Below are 19,172 nucleotides of genomic sequence, written 5' to 3'. Positions count from 1 at the left end.
CGTCATGCCGACGGGGATGTGGTGGTTCATCGGAGCGGCCTGCGGGCAGCTGCTGCTCGCCGCGGTGCTGTGGGGAACCCGCAGCCGGAGAAGCGGAGCCCCGCCCCCTGACGAGGTGCCGGCGCCGCAGGCACTGGCGCTGCTGCGGGGCGGGCGGCGGGCGGCCGTCACCGTGGCACTCGTGGCACTGCACCAGCGCGGGGCGGTCGCGGCGGGCCGCAAACATACGATTCGGGCCAACGGCGGGCCGGGGCGAACCGCCGACCCCGTACAGCTGGGTGTGCACCGGGCGCTCCGCCGGGCCTTCCCGTTGCGGGACCTCGTGATGCGTCCCGAGGCGCGGCGGGCGGTGGACTCCCTGCGGAGCGAACTGCGGGCGGCCGGTCTCCTTGGATCGCCCGGGCGGCTGGGTGCGGCCAGCGCGCTGCTCGGCTGCGTACCGCTGACGCTCGCGGTGGGGGCGTACGCGACGGCGCCGACCGGTGCGGTGCTGACCGTGGTGTTCGCGGCGGGCGCGCTGCCGCTGCTCGCGGCGCTGACGCTGTTGCGGTTGCTGCCGCCCACCCGGGCGGCGCGGCGCCTCCTCGCCGTCCTGCGGGAGCGGTATCCGCTGCCGGCGCATCGGAGCGAGGTGACGGACGGCCGGCTGGTCCAGCTGTACGTGGCGTTGTACGGCGATCCGGCGCTCGCCCTGTTCCTGCCCCGTTTCTCGCGGGAGGGCGGGCTGCTCGACCGGCCGGCGGAGGTGGACCGGAACCGGCCGCCGCCGGATCCCCGTCCGGCCGCGGGTGACCGTCCGGGCTGAGCCCGCGCCATACTGTCGTATGCGCATCAGAGCGGCCGCTCCGGCCGAACTCCCGCTGCTCCAGGACATCGAACGGGCGGCGGGCGAGCCGTTCCGCACCCTCGGCATGGCGGCGATCGCCGACGACGACCCCCTGCCGCTGGACGTCATGGAGTCGTACCGCTGCGCGGGCCGGGCGTGGGTGGCGGTGGACGCAGCCGATCGTCCGGTCGCGTATCTCCTGGCCGACACGGTCGACGGCGCGGCCCACATCGAGCAGGTGTCGGTGCATCCCGGGGCCGCGCGCCGGGGCGTCGGCCGGTCGCTGATCGAGCACCTGGCGGCGTCCGCCAGGGAGCAGGGCCTGGCGGCGCTGACCCTGACGACGTTCACCGAGGTGCCGTGGAACGCCCCGTACTACACGCGGCTCGGCTTCCGCCCGCTCACGGAGTCCGACCCGGCCCTGACGGAGGGCCTGCGCGCCATCAGCCGCGCGGAGTCCGCCCACGGCCTCTCCGCATGGCCCCGCGTCTGCATGCGCCGGGAGGTGGAGGAAACCGCCCCTTGAGGACCCCTCGCGCGCAGCCCTGTGCGAACCCCCCGGTGCCGGGTGCGCCCGACCCGATGCCCGGTGCGCCTCACCCGATCTGCGGTGCGCCTCCCCCGCTCTCCTCGCTCGGGCCCGTCGCGTACGCCAACGGCGGTGCGATCGCGCGTACGTCGACCTGCTCCGCCACCCACAGTCCGATGAACAGCGCGGCGGTCGCCTCCAGCAGTCCGGCCCGGTCCAGCCCCCCTCCGGGCACCGGCTCGCAGCCCACGTCCCGTACCAGCTGGTACACGCGAGCGAGCGCCGCCTCGTCGTCCCCGCAGACGGGAACCGCGAGGGGCTGACCGTCGAAGGCCGGCGGGGTCATCCGCCACACGTCCTCGTGGCAGAGGTTGAAGGCCTTGACGACCCGCGCACCCGGTGCCGCCGCGGCGAGACGGCGCGCCGCCGAAAGGCCGCCTTCCGTCCGCAGCCGGAAGCCGGGCCCGACCGGATTGGCACAGTCGAGCAGGACCTTCCCGCTCAGCGGCCCCCGCAACTCCCTGACGACGTCCGTCCCGGCGCCGTACGGCAGTGCGGCCAGCACGACCTCGCCGAAGCACGCCGCCTCGTCCGGACCGCCGTGTCCCGCGGAGCCCCCGATGCGTGCCGCGAGCCGTCGGGCCTTCTGCTCGTCCCGGCCTCCGACGAACACCTCGTGCCCGGCCCGCACCCAGTGCGTGGCCAGTGCGTCGGCCATGTTCCCCGTTCCCAGCACACCGATCTTCAACTCTCCGCCCCTCTCCGCGTCTGCCTCATCCGCTTCGGGGACGACACTAGGAAAGCCGTCAGGCACCATTCGGTACGTGACGACCGACGCCTATCTCGCCGACTGCCGCGCCCGCCTCGCCTTCGACCTGCTCTCCCACACCTGGAACGCCGTGCTGATCTGGAGCCTGCGGGAGGGACCCCGGCGCCCCGGCGAACTCCGTGAGCGCATCGGCGGCATCAGCCCCAAGGTCCTGACCGAGACGCTGCGCCGGCTGGAGTTCAACGGCCTCGTGGAACGACGTTCCTATGCCGAGGCGCCACCCCGCGTCGAATACGAACTGACCGCCCTGGGACGGACGTTGCTGGCGCCGATCAACGCGTTCGGCGCCTGGGCCTTCGAGCACGGCGACGAGGTCATGGCCGCCCAGGAGCGGAACGGCGGGTGAGCCTCGGGGCGTCGCCGGCATGTCACCGCGTACGCCCGGCGATTCCGTACCGCTGTCGCAGTTCCACCTTCCGTACCTTGCCGCTCACCGTCATCGGGAACTCGGTGAGGATCTCCACCCTGCGCGGGATCTTGTAGTGGGCGAGCCGGTCCCGGCAGAAGGCGGTGAGCTCCTCCAGGGTGGGGGCGTCGGCGGGATCGCGGGGGACGACGCAGGCCAGGATCTCCTCGCCGTAATGCTCGTCGGGGATTCCCACGACCTGTACGTCGGCGATCTTCGGGTGTCCGTGGAGGAACTCCTCGATCTCGCGCGGGTACACGTTCTCGCCGCCCCGGATGATCATGTCCTTGATGCGGCCGACGATCTGCACGTAGCCGTCGTCGCGCATCACCGCCAGGTCCCCGGTGTGCATCCAGCGGCCGGTGTCGATCGCCTCCGCGGTCTTCTCCGGTTCGTTCCAGTAGCCGAGCATCACGCTGTAGCCGCGGGTGCGGAGTTCCCCCGCAGTGCCGCGCTCCACGGTGACACCGGTCGCCGGGTCGCTGATCTTCACCTCGACGTGCGGCATCACCCGACCGACCGTTCCCGTGCGGCGCTCCAGGTCGTCGTCGCGCCGGGTCTGGGTGGAGACGGGTGAGGTCTCCGTCATGCCGTAACAGATCGACACCTCGGCCATGTTCATCTCGGCGACGACCCGCTTCATCACCTCGACGGGGCACGGCGAGCCCGCCATGATCCCGGTGCGGAGTGTGGAGAGGTCGTACGAGGCGAAGTCGGGCAGATTCAGCTCGGCGATGAACATCGTCGGGACGCCGTAGAGCGAGGTGCACCGCTCCTCCTGCACCGCCCTGAGCGTGGCCGCCGGGTCGAAGGAGGGCGCGGGGATCACCATGCAGGCGCCGTGCGAGGTGGCGGCCAGGTTGCCCATGACCATGCCGAAGCAGTGGTAGAAGGGCACCGGGAGACAGATCCGGTCCTGCTCGGTGTAGGCGATCATCTCGCCGACGAAGAAGCCGTTGTTGAGGATGTTGTGGTGGGAGAGCGTGGCTCCCTTCGGGAAGCCCGTCGTCCCCGAGGTGTACTGGATGTTGACGGGTTCGTCGCAGGACAGCGGCTCGGGGCGCAGCTCTCCGGGCGTACGGGTGAGGAACGCGTCCCAGCTCTCGTCCCCGAAGTAGACCGCCTCGCGCAACTCCGTGCGTTCCGAACGCACTTGCTCGACCATCGCCCGGTAGTCGCTCGTCCGGTGCGAGAGCGAGGCGAAGAGCAGGGTGATCCCCGCCTGGTCGAGGACGTACGCCAACTCGTGCGCGCGGTAGGCCGGGTTGATGGTGACCATGACGGCGCCGATGCGGGCGGTGGCGTACTGGACGAGGACCCACTCGGCGCAGTTGACCGCCCAGATGCCGACCCGGTCGCCCTTCCGTACGCCGCTGCCGAGCAGGGCCCCGGCGAGGCGGTCGACGTCGGCGCCGAACCGGGCGTACGTCCAGCGGCGTCCGGTGGGGACGTCGATGAGCGCCTCCCGGTCGGGCCAGGCGGCGACGGCCCGGTCCAGGTTGGCGCCGATGGTGTCGCCGAGGAGTGCGGTGGTGGACACTCCGTGGGCGTAGGACAGGGTCATCCGAGCTCTCCCTCGACGTATTCCTTGCCGCCACCCTCGGCGGTCAGCCGGCGCAGCTCCACGCGCCGGATCTTGCCCGAGACGGTCTTGGGCAGTTCGGCGAACTCGATGCGCCGGATCCGCTTGTACGGGGCGAGGACGGCCCGCGAGTGGGCGAAGAGGGCCTTCGCGGTCTCCTCGTCCGGCTCCCAGCCGGCCGCGAGGACGACGTACGCCTTGGGGACGGCGAGCCGCAGCGGGTCGGGGGCGGGGACGACGGCCGCCTCGGCGACGGCCTCGTGCTCCAGGAGGGCGCTCTCCAGCTCGAAGGGGCTGATCTTGTAGTCGGAGGCCTTGAAGACGTCGTCGGCCCGCCCGATGTACGTGATGTAGCCGTCCTCGTCCCGTGAGCCGATGTCGCCGGTGCGGTAGTAGCCGTCGGCCATCGCCTCGGCCGTCTTCTCCGGGTCGCCGTGGTAGCCGGACATCAGGCCCACCGGGTTCGCGGACAGGTCGAGGCAGATCTCGCCCTCCGCCACGTCCGGCGCCCCGCTGACCGGGTCGACGAGGGTGACGCGGAAGCCGGGGCTCGGGCGGCCCATGGAGCCCTCCTTGAGCCGCTGGCCGGGGCTGTTGGAGACCTGGACGGCTGTCTCGGTCTGGCCGAAGCCGTCCCGGACGGTGACGCCCCAGGCGCGCCGCACCGACTCGATGACCTCGGGATTGAGCGGTTCGCCCGCGGCGACGACCTCGCGCGGCGGGGTCTTCAGGCGGCTCAGGTCGGCCTGGACCAGCATCCGCCACACGGTCGGCGGGGCGCAGAAGCTGGTCACGCCGTTCCGGTCCATCTCGCCCATCAGCCGGGCCGGGTCGAAGCGCGTGTAGTTGTGGACGAAGACGGTCGCCTCCGCGTTCCACGGGGCGAAGAGGTTGGACCAGGCGTGCTTGGCCCAGCCGGGCGAGGAGATGTTGAGGTGCACGTCGCCGGGCCTGAGGCCGATCCAGTACATCGTCGAGAGGTGCCCGACCGGGTACGAGGTGTGGGTGTGCTCGACCAGCTTGGGCCGGGCGGTCGTACCGGAGGTGAAGTACAGCATCAGGGTGTCGTCGGCGAGGGTGACGCCGTCGGGCTCGAACACGTCGGACTCGCCGTCGGCGAGCTCGTACCCCAGCCAGCTCACCCCCTCGCCGCCGACCGCGATCCGGGTGTAGTCGCCGGGGACGTCGTCGAACTTGGCGGTGTCCTCGGCGCGCACGATCACATGGCGGGCGCGGCCCCGCTCGACGCGGTCGCGCAGGTCGGCGGGGCCGAGGAGCGGGGTGGCCGGGATGACGACGGCACGCAGCTTCATCGCGGCGAGGACGGTCTCCCACAGCTCGGTCTGGTTGCCGAGCATCACGATGATCCGGTCGCCGGCGCGGACGCCCTGGGCCCTGAGCCAGTTCGCGACCCGGTTCGAGCGGGCGGCCATCCCGGCGAAGGACACCTTCGTCTCGGAGCCGTCCTCCTCGACGAGGTGGAGCGCGGTCCGCCCGTTCCCCTCGGCGATGACGTCGAACCAGTCGAGCGCCCAGTTGAACCGGTCGGACCGGGGCCAGGCGAAGCCCTCGTAGGCCGTCTCGTAGTCCTCGCGGTGCTGGAGCAGGAAGTCCCGGGCGGCCCGGAACCTCTCCGTCGCGCCGGTCACGCTCGTCACGGTCATATGTCCTCCTCGTTGCGGCACCGGTCCCGGACATCGTGTAATCAGTGACCCAGGTCTCACTACCCCCGTTCGGGGGTGAACCGGCCGGCCTGCGACGGGGAGCGAGGGGAGAGAGCGGTGCGGGAGCACACCGGATCCACGGAGCTGCGCGGGGCGCTGCTGCGGCTGCGCCGCGCCACCGGCCTCCCGGTCGTCTTCGGCGGACTCCTGTACGACGGGCGCGTGCTGCGGATCGGCGAGCTGAACGGGGCGGTGACCCCGGCCCTCCGCGGGCTCACGATCACGACGGGCTCGGGTCTCGGCGGGAAGTGCCTGGCCCTCGCCCGGCCGTGCGCGGTGACGGACTACCCCTCGGCGCGGCACATCACGCACGAGTACGACGGCCCGGTCTCCGCGGAGGGGCTGCGCTCGGTGATCGCGGTGCCGGTCGTCGTCCGCCGGAAGGTACGGGGCGTGCTGTACGGGGCGATGCGCGACGCCCTGCCGATCGGCGAGCGGGTCTTCGACGCGGCGGTGGCGGCGGCCCGGGACGTGGAGCAGGCGCTCGCGGTAGTCGACGAGGTCGGCCGGCTGCTCGCGCCGCCGGCCTCGGGGCCGTCCTGGGAGGAGGTCCGGCAGGCGTACGGGGAGCTGCGCGAGCTGGCGCCCCGGGTCGCGGACCCGGAGCTGCGGGAGCGGCTGCTCGCGGTGTGCGGGCGCCTGGAGTCCGCCTCGGGCTCCGCCGTGGCCACGGCCTCCGGATCCGCTGCGGGGCCGGCTCTGACGCCGCGCGAGACGGACGTCCTGGCGGCGGTGGCCTCGGGGGCGACGAACGCGACGGCGGCGGCGCGTCTCGGACTGCGGCCGGAGACGGTGAAGGGCTATCTGCGCTCGGCGATGCGGAAGCTGGGGGCGCACACACGCATGGAGGCGGTGGTGGCGGCCCGACGGGCGGGGGCGCTGCCGTGACGCTGGACGCGGCACAGGTTCTGGCGGCCCGTAGCGGGCCGCGCCGCTCTAAGTCGTGTCCGGAAAGTAGCGCCGTCTGCCCGGGCGGCTCAGGCGGGACTTTCCGGACACGACCTGGGGGGCGTCTTGGATGACGGTGATGCCGAGGGCGTCGGCCAGGGCCACGCAGGAGCGGCAGAGGGAGGCCGGCGCGCCGTGCTCGGGGTCGCCCTGGGGGCGCACCTCGCGCCCGTCACCGGTCGGGTCGTTCTGGCTGGTGATCGTCCCCCTGGACGAGCAGGGAGGAGGCCGTTCCCGGAACGAGGTCAGAGAAAGTAGTCCCGCGCTTCCTGCTGGGGACCGCGCAGCAGACAGCTGATGGCCTCGTACGTGTCCGCTCCCAGGAAATAGGGACCGGTGTGGTGCATGAGAAAGAACCGCCCGGTCTCGTCGATGAGGACCATGGCTCCGTCGAACGACTCGTATCCCACGGGAAAGAGCTTCTTGCCGATGTTCGCGGCGAGTTCGGCGACGTCCTCGCCGCTCTCCTCGTGGATCCAGTGTGGTGTGAATCCGACGGAGTCGGGCGGAGTTCCCGGAATCACCAGGCGCAGTCCGCCGAATTCCCTGACGAAGTCCTGGGCGGCCGGGAACGGTTCGACCGGATGGCCTTCCTCGGTGAATCGGTCGGTGACGAAGCCGAGGAGTTCGGGCAGCCGGGAACCGACGTCACGTCCCCGGGACCAGCCCGCCTCGGTGAGGGCGGCCTCGACTTCCTCCACTGTCGTTCTCGGCATTGCGTGCTCCCTCCGAGTGGTGTGCGATGACGCCGACGAGGGGCGGCATCCCTCTCCCAGGACCGGCAAGGCGGTTCGTAGTCCCCGTGGGCCGTTCGCCATACGGAAGCGTAAAGGCGCTTTGCAGACCAGGAGAACTGGCGCCCCTCAGGAGCGTGCCTCGCCATGGCGGATGTCGTACGGCGTGCCCGGAGGCGTCATGAGCCGGAGGGTCCGCTCGGCCTCGGCCGTGAGCGCGGCACGCCGGCTACGCGTCACGGGCGCGAAGGGTTCGACGGTGAGGGTGGTGCGGTCCTTCGCCTCGTCCAGGGACCAGGTCCCGGCGAGGAAGCCGTCGAGCAGGAAGACGCGGTGCGCCTGGTTGCCGCTCCAGGTGCGGGAGCGGTGCTCGGCGGGAACGACCCTGGTGCGATCGGCGTGCGAGAGGAGCAGGTTGTCGAACTCGGGGAGGAATCGGGGCGGGGCCGGGGTGTCCTCGTCCGGCCGGGGCGCGTCGGGGAGGTCGAACAGCTCGGTGCCGCGCTCGTCCTGGAAGACCAGGAGCCCGGGCCGGAGACGCTCGAACGCCTCACCGAGCCGGGTCATGCCGCACCAGGCCTGCATGTCCTTGACGGAGGCGGGCCCGAAGGCCCCGAGATAGCGCAGCACGGTCTCGTCGAGACCGGCGGCCCGGTCGGCGACGCCCTGGAACCAGGTGTCGGTCGTGGTGAGCGCGACCCGTCCGCCGCGCCCCCAGAGGCCGCGCGGGGTGACCTGCACCAGGGGAACAAGGCAGCGGGCGGCGACGGAGAGGGACTGCGGGTCGGCGCCGGGCCACTCCTTCAGGAGCTCGTCGCGCAGTTCCCTGGGGGTACGGGGCCGCTCCTCGACGAGCGCGCGGGAGCGGGCGGCCAGCCGGTCGAGGTCGACGCCGTCGAGCCCGCCGCGGGAGACGAAGGCGGCCAGCTCCCGGTCGACGGCCCCGGACTGGAAGAGCCCGCGCAACGCGACCGCGTCCTCGGCGGTGTGGGTGTGGACGGTGGACCGCATGGTCACGATGCGGGCGACGGCCCGCGACTCCATGAGCGCGGACAGCTGCTCGGGCCGGAACCCGTCGAGACGGGCGGCGAGCGCGTAGTACGGCGGCTTGGGATTCTGCGCCTGGAGGCCCAGGAGGTGACCGACGGCCTCCGTGACACCCGTCGGGGAGCGGCTCAGGAGCAGCTGGCGGGCGAGGGTGGCACGGTTGAGGGCGCGCGGGCCGAGCACGGGGCGGATCTTCTTGAGGGCCATGGCCGCACGCTACTCGGGCTTGCGGACAAGGACGGTCCGCAAGGGGCCGGGTGCGCCGTACCCCTCGAAGCCCCGGGGCGGGATGCCGCACCGGACCGTGCACGCCTATATCCTGCCCGAGAGACGACCGAGGATATGTACGACATATCCCGCCAGGCGCCCTGGAGGTGTACGACGATGTCCGACCGCCGTCCCCGCGCCGCGTGGCGCCGCTCCCCGGCGGAGCCACCCGCGAACGCCGCCGCACCCTCCCCGGAGCCGCCAGCGGACCGGCCGAGCGTGATGCAGGCCGGCCTGTACCGGGACGGCCACCGGGTCTCCTCCCCCGCGACGCTCGCGGAGACGTTCCGCCAGCTGCGCGAACACCCGGATGGCATGGCGTGGATCGGCCTCCAGCGCCCGACCGAGCAGGAACTGCTCTCCCTGGCCGCCGAGTTCGACCTCCACGAGCTGGCCGTCGAGGACGCTATGGAGGCCCACCAGCGCCCCAAGCTGGAACGGTACGGCAGCACCCTCTTCGTCGTCCTGCGCGCCGCCCGCTACCTGGACGCCCAGGAGGAGGTGGAGTTCGGCGAACTGCACGTCTTCGTGGGCCCGGACTTCCTGATCACGGTCCGCCACGGCGCCGCCCCGGACCTCTCCACGGTCCGCCGCCGCATGGAGAAGGACCCGGAGCTCCTCGCCCTGGGCCCGGAGGCGGTCCTGTACGCGATCCTCGACGCGGTCGTCGACGGCTACGCCCCGGTGGTGGCGGGCGTCCAGAACGACATCGACGAGATCGAGACGGAGGTCTTCGGCGGCGACCCGGCGGTCTCCCGCCGCATCTACGAACTCTCCCGCGAGATGGTCGAGTTCCAGCGCGCGACCCGCCCCCTGGTGGGCATGCTCCACGCCCTGATGGCCGGCTTCGCGAAGTACGGCACCGACGAGGAACTCCAGCGCTACCTGCGCGACGTGGCCGACCACGTCACCCACACCAGCGAACGGGTCGACGGCTTCCGCCAGGCCCTCACGGACATCCTCACGGTCAACGCGACCCTGGTCACCCAGCAACAGAACGCGGAGATGCGGGCGCTGGCGGAGGCGGGCTTCGAACAGAACGAGGAGATCAAGAAGATCTCAAGCTGGGCGGCCATTCTCTTTGCTCCCACACTCGTGGGAACGATCTACGGCATGAACTTCGACCACATGCCGGAGCTGCACTGGGCGGGCGGGTATCCGTTCGCGGTGCTGCTGATGGCGGTGGTCTGCACGAGCCTGTACGTGGTGTTCAAGCGGCGGGACTGGCTCTAGAGAGGTCGGTCAGCTCGCCGCCCGTACCGCGTCCATGATCAGGGCGGCGACCCGGGTGGGCTCGGAGAGGGTGACCGCGTGGGAGGCGTCCGGGAGTTCTACGACGACGGCGCCGGCGCGTGCGGCGCCGAAGCGCTGGACCTCGGGGCTGATCGTGCGGTCCGCCCCGGCCACCAGGGCCCAGGACGGTTTGGTCCGCCACGCCGCCGCGGACGCGGTCTCGGTGAAGGCGGTCCTGGCGAGCGGGCGTTGGGACGCCGCCAGGGCGCCGGCGACGTCCTCGGGCACGTCCGCCGCGAACACGGAGGGGAAGGCCGCCTCCTCGATGGTGACCTCGACCCCGGAGTCGCCGTCGAGGAGCGGGTAGGTCCACTCCTTCAGGCTGCCCGTCAGCGGGGGGTCGGGGAAGCCCCCTTGGAGCTGGCCGAGGGTCTCGCCCTCGTGGGGCACGTACGCGGCCACGTACACGAGCCCCACGACGTTCTCCGCGGCGCCGGCCACGGTGATCAGCGCACCGCCGTACGCGTGGCCGACGAGTACGGCCGGGCCGTCGACCTGGGCCAGGACGGAGGTGAGGTAGGCGGCGTCGGACGTCAGGCCCCGCAGCGGGTTCGCCGGGGCGATCACCGGGATGCCGCTGCTCCGCAGTTCCGAGATGACGCCTATCCAGCCAGTCGCGTCGGCGAAGGCACCGTGCACGAGGACGACGGTGGGGTTGGTCATGCGAGTTCTCTTCTCGGTATCGGGCCACGGTTGGGGCGTCGTCACGACGGTCTGGGCGCGGCCCGGAGTTCGGCGAGAGGTCCGTGCGACGGTTGCTCACGGTAGGACCGCGGCAGCGGCACCTCTTGTACGTGCGCGCATCCGCGCCGGCACGGCGGCGCACACACGGCTCAGCGCCTTCGCTCGTCCTGGGGGGCGCCGGCGGTCGTCGTCGCGAGGGCCGAGGTCGCCAGTGCCTGCCATTCGCTGGGGCTCATGCCGTAGGCCCCGCGGAAGGTGCGGCTGAAGTGAGAGGGGCTGCTGAAGCCCCAGCGGTGTGCCACCGCGGCCATGGTGATCCTGCGGCCGGAGCGGCCCAGTTCGAGTCGGCAGAACTCGAGCCTGCGCCGCCGTACCCATTGGCTCACCGTGCTGCCGTCGTTCTGGAAGAGCTTCTGCAGGTACCGGACGGAGATGTGGTGGGCGCGGGCGATCGACTCCGGTGAGAGGTCCGGGTCCATCAGGTGCTCTTCGATGTAGCCGTGGATACGGGACAGCATCTCGTGGCCGGCCCCGGACGCGTCGTCGGCCTCGTCCGTGGTGTCCGCTTCGAGGAGTTCCATGACCAGGACGGTGAGGAGGTGTACGGCCGTCCGGGCACGCCGGTCCCCGATGGTGGACCGGCGGAACTCGGCCTTGGCGGCGAGCGCGGTCAGGAAGTCGGACGCCAGCGCCCCGATCCCCTCCCCGCCGCGTACGGGTACGCCGAGCACCTGGTTCAGTTCCGGCTCCGTGACGCCCAGGTAGCAGCGGGGCACCCGGAAGAAGATCATCCGGCAGTCCTCGCCGAACCGCAGCAGGTGCTGTCGGGCCGGGTCGCAGAAGACGAGGTCGTTCGGCTCCAACAGGGTCTTGGCACGCTCGTGGACGACGGTCACGGGTCCACGGACGTGGACGCCGAGGTAGATGTGGTTCGGGTCGTTCGTCCCCGGCATCTCGGAGAGCATCTGGACCAGCCACCCCGAGCGGGCGGGGGGCGGGGCCGGTTCGGGCGCTTGCCGGGGCACCCGTTCGGGCGCACGGGACATCAGTGTGAGGGGCATGGGGAGTCCTAGCCGTAGGTGCGGGCGGGTGGAGGGCGGATTCACACCTCGTTCGCCGGCTCCTCGGCCAGGAACTTCTCCACCACGGCGTTGAAGGCCGGGGGGTTCTCCAGGAAGGGGAAGTGCGAGCTCGCCACGTCGGAGGGGAAGACGTGCAGGCGTGCGCAGGGAATCCGCTCGGCGACGAAGCGCTGCGAATCGGGGTGCACATGGCTTCCCTCGCAGCCGATCACCAGCGTCGGCACATCGATCCGGGGAAGCACGTCGCGCCAGTCCTGCGCGCAGTGATCGAAGAGCAGCGGTACGCCCGCGTAGGCGGGTGTCGACAGGATCTCCTCGTGGACGAAGGCCAGCACGTCGGGGTCGGGCTCGCCGGAGAACATGCCGCGCACGAAGTCGGCGCGGACCGTGGCGCCCTGCGGCCCCGAGAGGGCCGCACCCAGGTACAACAGCCCCGACACGTCGAAGATGGCGCCGGAGTCCCGCTGTTCCCGCTCGGTCATCCAGGGTACGGCGGCGACCGCCGCGGGCTGGTCGACGGCGACGAAGCGCCGGATCCGGCCGGTCCCGTACTGGTCGATGAAGCTCCACCACACCGAGACGCCCATGGACCAGCCCAGGGCGTCGAAACGGTCGAGACCGAGATGGTCGACGAGTTCGAGCACATCGCGGGAGAGCCGGGCGATGCGGTAGCCGTGACGCGGCTTGCCGGACTTGCCATGGCCGCGGAGGTCGACGGTGACGACGCGACGGCCGGGCGCAAGACCTTCGGTCTGGTGGCGGAACATCGCCTGCGTCTGCCCCCAGCCGTGCAGCATCACCAGCGGGACGCCCGCGCCGCCGGTGTCCTGGTACGCGAGCCGCGCGCCGTCCGTCGTGATCAGTTCCTTCATGACCTCTCCCCTGGTCAGAGGCGGTCCATCGGTCCCGCCCGTCTCGGACATCATCGAACGCGGCCCGCCGCCCGCACCACCGCGAGCTGTAGGAATCGGGCCGTGGATCCTCCTCGCTTTGTCGAAGCACGTCCATGGTCGGAGGGCCCTGGTCAGGCGGCACCTTCGCCGCCCGGGACGAGGAGTTCCTCGATCCTGAGGCCCAGGTGCAGAGTGAGCCGGTGGGCACCGTCGTCGAGGTCGAGTCCGGTGATCTCCTGGATCTGGCGCAGGCGGTAGTAGAGCGAGGTGCGGTGGATGCCGAGCGTGTCCGCGGTCCGGGGAATCGATCCCGCGTGTTCGAGGAAGCAGCGCAGGGTGTCCCGCAGGCGGTCGCCGCCGTGAGTGCCGCTCAGGGTACGGAGCGGCTTCGGGACCAGAGTCGCGTTCAGGGCGTGCTCGGGGAGCTGGAACAGCACCGCGAGCTCCCCGAGCAGCTCCCAGTCACCGGCGCTCTTCAGGGTGGGCAGCCGGCGTGCCGCGCGCGCCGCCACGAGCGCCTGCTCGTACGACGTCCAGGCGTCGTCCAGGCCGGGGTGCCGGCCGCCGACGCCGACCACGGGGTCCGCCGACGGGCCCAGGAAGGTACGGAGTTCGTCCAGGATGCGAGCGGACTGCGCGGTGACCTCGTCCTGGCCGGGTGGGCGGTCGCGCAGCTGGAGCAGTGTCGCCCGCTCCTTGCCGATCGCGATGAGGCCGTGGGCCGAACGCGTCCGCCGGAACCCTTCCAGCGCCCCCCACAGGGCCGCCTCCGACTGCCGTACGAGCTCGGTCGCGCAGCTCAGCTGGACGACGGTGACGAGGACGTGCTCGGCTGCTCCGAGCAGTCCGAGTTCCCTGCCTCGCCGCCGTGCGGTGGTGCGGGCGGCGACGTCGGTGCCGACGAGTTCGAGGACGAGGTCCCGTTCGTCGGCCTTCCGGGTGTCGCCGGCGATGTGCTCTCCGTGCATCTGGGCGGCCATGGCGTCCGCGGCCCGGGCGACGGCACGTGTCTCGTGCTCCGCGAGCGTCTTCTCGGGCACGACCACCATGAGCAGTCCGAGGAGATGCCCGCGCTCGCGCAGGGGCACGACGTAACGGGGCAGCAGCCCGAGATCGTCACGGCCCTCGATGAATCCGGCCCGGGACCACTGGGTCACGCCCTGGTCGAGGACGTAGCGGATGGTCGCGTTGTCGGCGCGGCCCTGCAACAGGGTGCCGATGCGGACCGGGTCCTCGTCGCCGAAGTGGCGGCTTGTGCAGACCATGCGGACCAGCGGGTCGTCGACGGCGACGGACCGGCCGAGCAGCTCGGCGAGCTCGTCGACCAGCGCCTGGAGCTCGGGGCTGCCGGGTCGGGCTCGCTGGAGCCTTACGGTCATGCGTTGTTCCTCTCTCGATCAACGGTTCCCCGCGGACTTCGCCGTTCCGCGGCTCTTGATCATTCTGAGGAAGCGACGCCCCCGGCACATCACACGAATCGTCCATTGTCACGACGCCCGCGGGGGATACGAAGCGACTACTCTCCGCTGTCGCGACGCCTCGCCAGCCGGGTCAGCTCCCCGCGCGAGGTGACGTCCAGCTTGGTGAAGGCCCGGCGCAGGTGCGAACCCACCGTGTGCGGCGAGAGGGAGAGGTGCTCGGCCGCCTGCCGGTTGGTCAGCCCTCCGGCCACGAGCCGTACCACCCGTGTCTCCGCGGCCGTCAGCTCGGGCCACGCACCGGAGCGTCCGGCCGTCGAGGGTCGGCGGCGGACGCCGGCGGCCCGCAGGCGCCGGTGGACCCGTGCGGCGTCCCGCTCGGCGCCCGCTCGCGCGTAGAGCGCGAGGGCCGTGTCGAGGTACGGCACCGCTTCGGGCCTGCGGGTGGCCGCCAGCTTGCGTCCCGCGTCCTCCAGAGCCGACGCCCGGGCCAGCGGCCGAGGACAGTCCTCGTACAGCCGGACGGCACGTACGAGCGGGGCGAGGTCGTTGTCGAGGAGCCCCCGGGCGTGCGCGGCGGTGGCGGCGAGGAAGGTGAGCTCGGGGTTGAGCGCGGCCAGTCGCTCGGCCAGGGCCACCGCCTGCGCGGCCCGTTCGTGCGCCCCGGCGCGCAGCGCCAGGCGGACGAGGACCGGGGCGTCGGCGGGGTCGACCAGGCCGGCGTAGGCCGGCCGGTCCGCGGCGGGCGACGTCATCACCTCGTCCAGTTCGGCCATGGCACGGTCGGGCCGGCCTTCGAAGTCGGCCATCAGTGCCAGCATCCAGGAGCCGAAGTGCCGGACGACGGGTGCGACGTCGCTCCGCATGCGCCGCGCCTCCGCCGCGTACGTTCGTGCGGTCCGCTGGTCGCCGGTGTGGAGGGCGACGCGCATCATCACGTACCGGAGCGTGACGTCGGCGAGGTTGCCGGGACGGAGATCGTCGGTCGTCTCGGACGCGGCTTCGGCGTCGGCCCGGGCGTCCGTCAGCCGTCCGGCCTCCAGGAGGATGCGGGAGCGGGTCATGAGCCACATCCGGGTGGCCGCCGTCCTGCCCTGCTCCCTGGTGATCCGGATGCCGTCCTCCGCGGCGGCGAGCGCCTCCACGGAACGTCCGGTGGTGTTCGACAGGAGCGCGTGCCACAAGGCCTCGGGAACCCACAGCGAGGTGCTGACGCCCAGGGCGTCGGCCAGTGCGGCGGCCCGCTCGGCCTGCCGGAACGCCTCGGCGAGGTCCATGCGGTGGAAGCTCACGGCCGAGCGGACCGTCGTCAGCGTGGCCTCGGCGGAGCGGTCCCCCGCCGCCGCCGCGGTCTCCCACGCCTCCGCGGCGACCTGCTCCGCCGCCGCGTGCTCGCCCGACATCGACAGGCCGACGGCGAGCATGGCGAGCAGTCGCCCCCTGACGTCCCCGGGGATTTCGGTCAGTGCCGCTCCGGCGCGGGCCTGCCGGACCGCCTCGGAGAAGTCGAACCCTACGGCGAGGCGTGCCAGGGCGAGGCGTATCCGTGCCTCGTCCTCCGGTCCGAGACCGCCGGCCGTCAGAGCGGAGGCTCCCAGCTCACGCGCCTGGCCGGCCCGGTCCGTCTGCCAGAGCAGCGGGATCGTCTCGGCGATGACCCGCGGCCGCTCCGGAGCGTCCGCCCTGGTGAGTTCCAGGGCCTTGAGGCTGCGCTCCGCGGCGGGTCCGGGAGCGGTGGCCGCGAGTTCCGCCGCGGCGGTGCGCAGCCGGCCGGCCTCCGTCACGTCTCCCGGCCCCGCTCCCCCGGCCCCCGCCGCCTCCGCCGGTGCTCTCCCGGCCGACGGCCCGGGACGCTCGACGGGGGAGGCCGCGGTCCCCGGCGGCGGCTCGGCGGCCTGGCCGCGCAGGGCCTGACGCAGGGGCAGGGGGAGGCCGGCTTCCACCGCTTCGCGGACCAGGTCGTGGCGGAAGGCGAGGCGGTCCCCGCTTTCGGTGAGCAGATCGGCGTCGAGGGATTCCCGTACCGCTGTGATGAGCGCCGCCGAGGACCTGCCGAGCAGTTCGGCAAGCAGCGCGACGGTGGCAGGGGCGCCCACGGCGGCCGCGGTCTGCACCAGCTCCCGTGCCTCGTCGGACAGCTGGTCGAGGCGGCGCGTGACGGAGGGGAGTGCCCGTGGGGCGGGGGGTCCGGCCGGCAGCCTGGCCGTGCCGTTCCCGATCGTCACCGTCTCCCGCAGCGAGCCGAGCAGCTCGACCAGCAGCCGCGGGACTCCTTCGGCGCGGCGGGCGACGCGGAGCAGGTCCGGGTCGGGGGCGGCGCCGAGGACGTCCTCGGTGATCCGGGTGGTCGCCCGGTCGTCCAGCGGTCCCAGCGCCAGCTCGTGTGCGCCTGCCCGCCGGATCCGGTCCAGGGTCGTGCGCACTCCCGACGGCACGCTGCCGCCGCGCACGGCGACCAGCCACAGGATGGGGTGCGACGAGAGGCCGGCCGCGAGGGTGTTGAAGGTGAGAAGGGTCAGGTCGTCGCACCACTGGAGGTCGTCGAGGACGACGAGCAGGGGGCCGTTCCGAGCCGTCTCCCTCAGGCGGTCCCCGAGTTCCTGGAGCAGCCAGAAGCGCTGGCCGGGTGTCGTGGCGAGGTCCCTGAGGCGGACGGCCCCCGACAGCGGTTCCTCGCCGGAGAGCAGACCGTCGAGGAGCGGGCCGAGCGGCACGAACTGTTCGTCGGGGTCCGCCGCTCCCTGGAAGACCCTCGTCCCGCGCCGCCCCGCGGCTGCCGCGGCCTCCGCGAGGATCCTGGACCTGCCGATGCCGACGGGGCCTTCGACGCGGATGATCCCGCCTTCGCCCCGGTCGAGCGCGTCGAGCCGCGCCTCGATGAACGCCAGTTCGGCGTCCCGGCCGCGCAGGGGTGTCCGTAGGTCCTCGGGTTCCTCGGGCACGGTCCTCGTCGTCACTCGGTTCACGCTCATACGGCGGACCAGTATGAACCATGTGCACCGGCCCGCCATGAACCGTGGGAACCACCCCGCCGTCGCCCGGCCCGGGGGCCCGTCTCAGTCGAAGCGCAGGTCGGCGAGTTGCCGTTCGAGGACGGTGACGTCGTCCTCGGGCTCTTCACGGACCGGGCGCGCCGCCATGAGCGCGGCGAGTTCGGCGCCCGCCCGGCGGACGCGGCCGGGAAGGCCGTCGGTGTACTCGTCTCCCCCGGAGCCCCAGTCCTCGGAGGCCGCGAACACGGCGGTGGGGACGACGACGGCGCGGAGATGGGCGAAGAGCGGGCGCACCGCGTGTTCGAGGACCAGGGAGTGGCGGGCGGTACCGCCCGTCGCCGCGGTCAGGACCGGCTTCCCGGAGAGGGCGTCCGGGTCGATCACGTCGAAGAAGGACTTGAAGAGGCCGCTGTAGGAAGCGGCGAACACGGGAGTCACCACGATCAGGCCGTCGGCCCCCGTCACCGCGTCGATCGCGGCGCTGAGTCGCGGCGGCGGGAAGCCGGTCACGAGGTGGTCGGCGATGTCGCCGGCCAGTTCCCGCAGCTCCACGACCCGGGTCGACGGCGCCTGCCCCCGGGCGGCGAGGTCGTCGCGGGCCGCCTCGGCCAGCCGGTCCGCGAGCAGGCGGGTGGAGGAGCGGGTGCTCAGCCCCGCGGAGACGACGATCAGCTTCATGCGGCGGACACCTCCCGGACGGTTCGGAGGGACGCGTGCGTGGGGGCTTCCGGCACGTCGGCCGGACGTCCCTTGGCGAATTCGCTCCGCAGCACGGGCACGACCTCTTCGCCGAGGATGTCCAGCTGTTCGAGGACGGTCTTCAGGGGGAGGCCCGCGTGGTCCATCAGGAACAGCTGGCGCTGGTAGTCGCCGACGCTCTCGCGGAACGACAGGGTCCGCTCGATGACCTGCTGGGGAGAGCCCACCGTCAGCGGGGTCTGCTCGGTGAAGTCCTCCAGGGACGGGCCGTGCCCGTACACGGGAGCGTTGTCGAAGTAGGGGCGGAACTCCCGTACGGCGTCCTGGGAGTTCTTCCGCATGAAGACCTGTCCGCCCAGGCCGACGATGGCGTCCTCCGGCCGGCCGTGGCCGTGGTGGGCGAACCGGCGCCGGTAGAACTGCACCATGCGGCGGGTGTGGTCGGCGGGCCAGAAGATGTTGTTGTGGAAGAAGCCGTCGCCGTAGAAGGCGGCCTGCTCGGCGATCTCGGGGGACCTGATGGATCCGTGCCAGACGAAGGGCGGGACGCCGTCGAGGGGCCGGGGTGTCGAGGTGAAGGCCTGGAGCGGCGTACGGAACGTGCCCTCCCAGTCCACGACGTCCTCGCGCCACAGCCGGCGCAGCAGTGTGTAGTTCTCCTTGGCGAGGTTGATGCCCTGGCGGATGTCCTGTCCGAACCACGGGTAGACCGGACCGGTGTTGCCGCGCCCCAGCATGAGGTCGACCCGGCCGTCGGCCAGGTGCTGGAGCATCGCGTAGTCCTCGGCGATCTTCACCGGGTCGTTGGTGGTGATCAGCGTCGTGGACGTGGACAGGATCAACTTCTCGGTGCGGGCGGCGATGTAGCCGAGCATGGTGGTCGGCGACGACGGGACGAACGGCGGGTTGTGGTGCTCGCCCGTCGCGAAGACGTCGAGGCCGACCTCCTCGGCCTTGAGGGCGATGGCGACCATCGCCTTGATGCGCTCGTGTTCCGACGGAGTACGGCCGTCGGTGGGGTCGGGGGTCACGTCCCCGACGGTGAAGATGCCGAACTGCATGGGTGTGCTCTCCTCAGCTCGTCCGGTTCCCGCGCCGGGAACCGGGGCCGGGGGGGGGGGGGGGGGGCCCCGCCCCCCCCCCCCCCCCCCCCCCCCCCCCCCCCCACCCCCCCCCCCCCCCCCCCCCCCAACAAAAAACCAAAAAAAAAAAAACACA

At 72.2% G+C, this 19,172-nt stretch carries 17 protein-coding genes; 5 read left to right on the top strand and 12 right to left on the bottom strand.

Annotation, left to right across the window (positions count from 1 at the left end; genetic code table 11):
• The first annotated feature begins 4 nt into the window (after positions 1–4).
• Together ACIA8N_RS10550 and ACIA8N_RS10545 are read left to right on the top strand one after the other, a co-directional pair.
• A complete protein-coding gene (locus ACIA8N_RS10550) occupies positions 5–805 on the top strand; it encodes a TIGR04222 domain-containing membrane protein (protein ID WP_365779828.1) in 801 nt (266 codons plus the stop codon).
• A gap of 19 nt (positions 806–824) precedes the next feature.
• Positions 825–1,352, top strand: coding sequence for a GNAT family N-acetyltransferase (locus ACIA8N_RS10545; RefSeq protein WP_365779826.1), 528 nt, complete (start codon positions 825–827; stop codon positions 1,350–1,352).
• Positions 1,353–1,422: 70 nt separating this feature from the next.
• On the opposite strand, the gene ACIA8N_RS10540 is transcribed toward ACIA8N_RS10545, so the two are convergent.
• Positions 1,423–2,103: an NAD(P)-binding domain-containing protein gene (locus ACIA8N_RS10540; protein ID WP_365779824.1), complete on the bottom strand. Its 681-nt coding sequence runs from the start codon at positions 2,101–2,103 to the stop codon at positions 1,423–1,425.
• Between the two features lie 76 nt (positions 2,104–2,179).
• On the opposite strand from ACIA8N_RS10540, the gene ACIA8N_RS10535 reads away from it, so the two are divergent.
• A complete protein-coding gene (locus ACIA8N_RS10535; RefSeq protein WP_365779822.1) occupies positions 2,180–2,530 on the top strand; it encodes a helix-turn-helix domain-containing protein in 351 nt (116 codons plus the stop codon).
• Positions 2,531–2,552: 22 nt separating this feature from the next.
• Here ACIA8N_RS10535 and ACIA8N_RS10530 read toward each other — a convergent pair whose 3' ends face one another.
• Positions 2,553–4,154 (bottom strand): AMP-binding protein, encoded by a 1,602-nt coding sequence (locus ACIA8N_RS10530; protein ID WP_365779820.1) that lies wholly within the window; start codon positions 4,152–4,154, stop codon positions 2,553–2,555.
• Positions 4,151–5,836, bottom strand: coding sequence for an AMP-binding protein (locus ACIA8N_RS10525; protein ID WP_365779818.1), 1,686 nt, complete (start codon positions 5,834–5,836; stop codon positions 4,151–4,153). Before ACIA8N_RS10525 ends, ACIA8N_RS10530 begins: the two co-directional genes overlap by 4 nt.
• 117 nt (positions 5,837–5,953) lie before the next feature.
• Here ACIA8N_RS10525 and ACIA8N_RS10520 point away from each other — a divergent pair, with 117 nt between their 5' ends.
• Entirely contained in the window at positions 5,954–6,784 is an 831-nt protein-coding gene (locus ACIA8N_RS10520) for a helix-turn-helix transcriptional regulator (RefSeq protein WP_365779816.1), read from the top strand.
• Between the two features lie 305 nt (positions 6,785–7,089).
• Here ACIA8N_RS10520 and ACIA8N_RS10515 read toward each other — a convergent pair whose 3' ends face one another.
• Positions 7,090–7,560, bottom strand: coding sequence for an SUKH-3 domain-containing protein (locus ACIA8N_RS10515; protein WP_365779814.1), 471 nt, complete (start codon positions 7,558–7,560; stop codon positions 7,090–7,092).
• Between the two features lie 147 nt (positions 7,561–7,707).
• Entirely contained in the window at positions 7,708–8,832 is a 1,125-nt protein-coding gene (locus ACIA8N_RS10510) for a winged helix DNA-binding domain-containing protein (RefSeq protein ID WP_365779812.1), read from the bottom strand.
• 177 nt (positions 8,833–9,009) lie between these two features.
• Between ACIA8N_RS10510 and ACIA8N_RS10505 the strand changes: the two genes are divergently transcribed.
• A complete protein-coding gene (locus tag ACIA8N_RS10505) occupies positions 9,010–10,125 on the top strand; it encodes a magnesium and cobalt transport protein CorA (protein WP_365779810.1) in 1,116 nt (371 codons plus the stop codon).
• A gap of 9 nt (positions 10,126–10,134) precedes the next feature.
• Here ACIA8N_RS10505 and ACIA8N_RS10500 read toward each other — a convergent pair whose 3' ends face one another.
• The 7 genes from ACIA8N_RS10500 to ACIA8N_RS10470 all read right to left on the bottom strand — a co-directional run bounded on the left by ACIA8N_RS10500 (position 10,135) and on the right by ACIA8N_RS10470 (position 19,015).
• Positions 10,135–10,848: an alpha/beta hydrolase gene (locus tag ACIA8N_RS10500; protein ID WP_365779808.1), complete on the bottom strand. Its 714-nt coding sequence runs from the start codon at positions 10,846–10,848 to the stop codon at positions 10,135–10,137.
• Between the two features lie 170 nt (positions 10,849–11,018).
• Positions 11,019–11,930 (bottom strand): helix-turn-helix domain-containing protein, encoded by a 912-nt coding sequence (locus ACIA8N_RS10495; protein WP_365779806.1) that lies wholly within the window; start codon positions 11,928–11,930, stop codon positions 11,019–11,021.
• A 41-nt stretch (positions 11,931–11,971) separates the two neighbouring features.
• The gene (locus ACIA8N_RS10490) at positions 11,972–12,823 is read right to left on the bottom strand and encodes an alpha/beta hydrolase (protein WP_365779804.1); all 852 of its coding nucleotides are present in this window, start codon (positions 12,821–12,823) and stop codon (positions 11,972–11,974) included.
• A 152-nt stretch (positions 12,824–12,975) separates the two neighbouring features.
• The gene (locus ACIA8N_RS10485; RefSeq protein WP_365779802.1) at positions 12,976–14,223 is read right to left on the bottom strand and encodes a helix-turn-helix domain-containing protein; all 1,248 of its coding nucleotides are present in this window, start codon (positions 14,221–14,223) and stop codon (positions 12,976–12,978) included.
• Positions 14,224–14,360: 137 nt separating this feature from the next.
• Complete coding sequence (locus ACIA8N_RS10480) at positions 14,361–17,234, bottom strand: AAA family ATPase (protein ID WP_365779800.1); 2,874 nt, start codon at positions 17,232–17,234, stop codon at positions 14,361–14,363.
• A gap of 84 nt (positions 17,235–17,318) precedes the next feature.
• Positions 17,319–17,933 (bottom strand): FMN reductase, encoded by a 615-nt coding sequence (locus ACIA8N_RS10475; RefSeq protein ID WP_365779798.1) that lies wholly within the window; start codon positions 17,931–17,933, stop codon positions 17,319–17,321.
• Positions 17,930–19,015 (bottom strand): LLM class flavin-dependent oxidoreductase, encoded by a 1,086-nt coding sequence (locus ACIA8N_RS10470; protein WP_365779796.1) that lies wholly within the window; start codon positions 19,013–19,015, stop codon positions 17,930–17,932. Before ACIA8N_RS10470 ends, ACIA8N_RS10475 begins: the two co-directional genes overlap by 4 nt.
• Between the last annotated feature and the right edge of the window lie 157 nt (positions 19,016–19,172).

Source organism: Streptomyces sp. NPDC051822, from assembly GCF_044452745.1.
GTDB lineage: Bacteria > Actinomycetota > Actinomycetes > Streptomycetales > Streptomycetaceae > Streptomyces.
The sequence above is the reverse complement of the archived record's forward strand: the minus strand, read 5'-3'. Positions and strand labels throughout refer to the sequence as shown.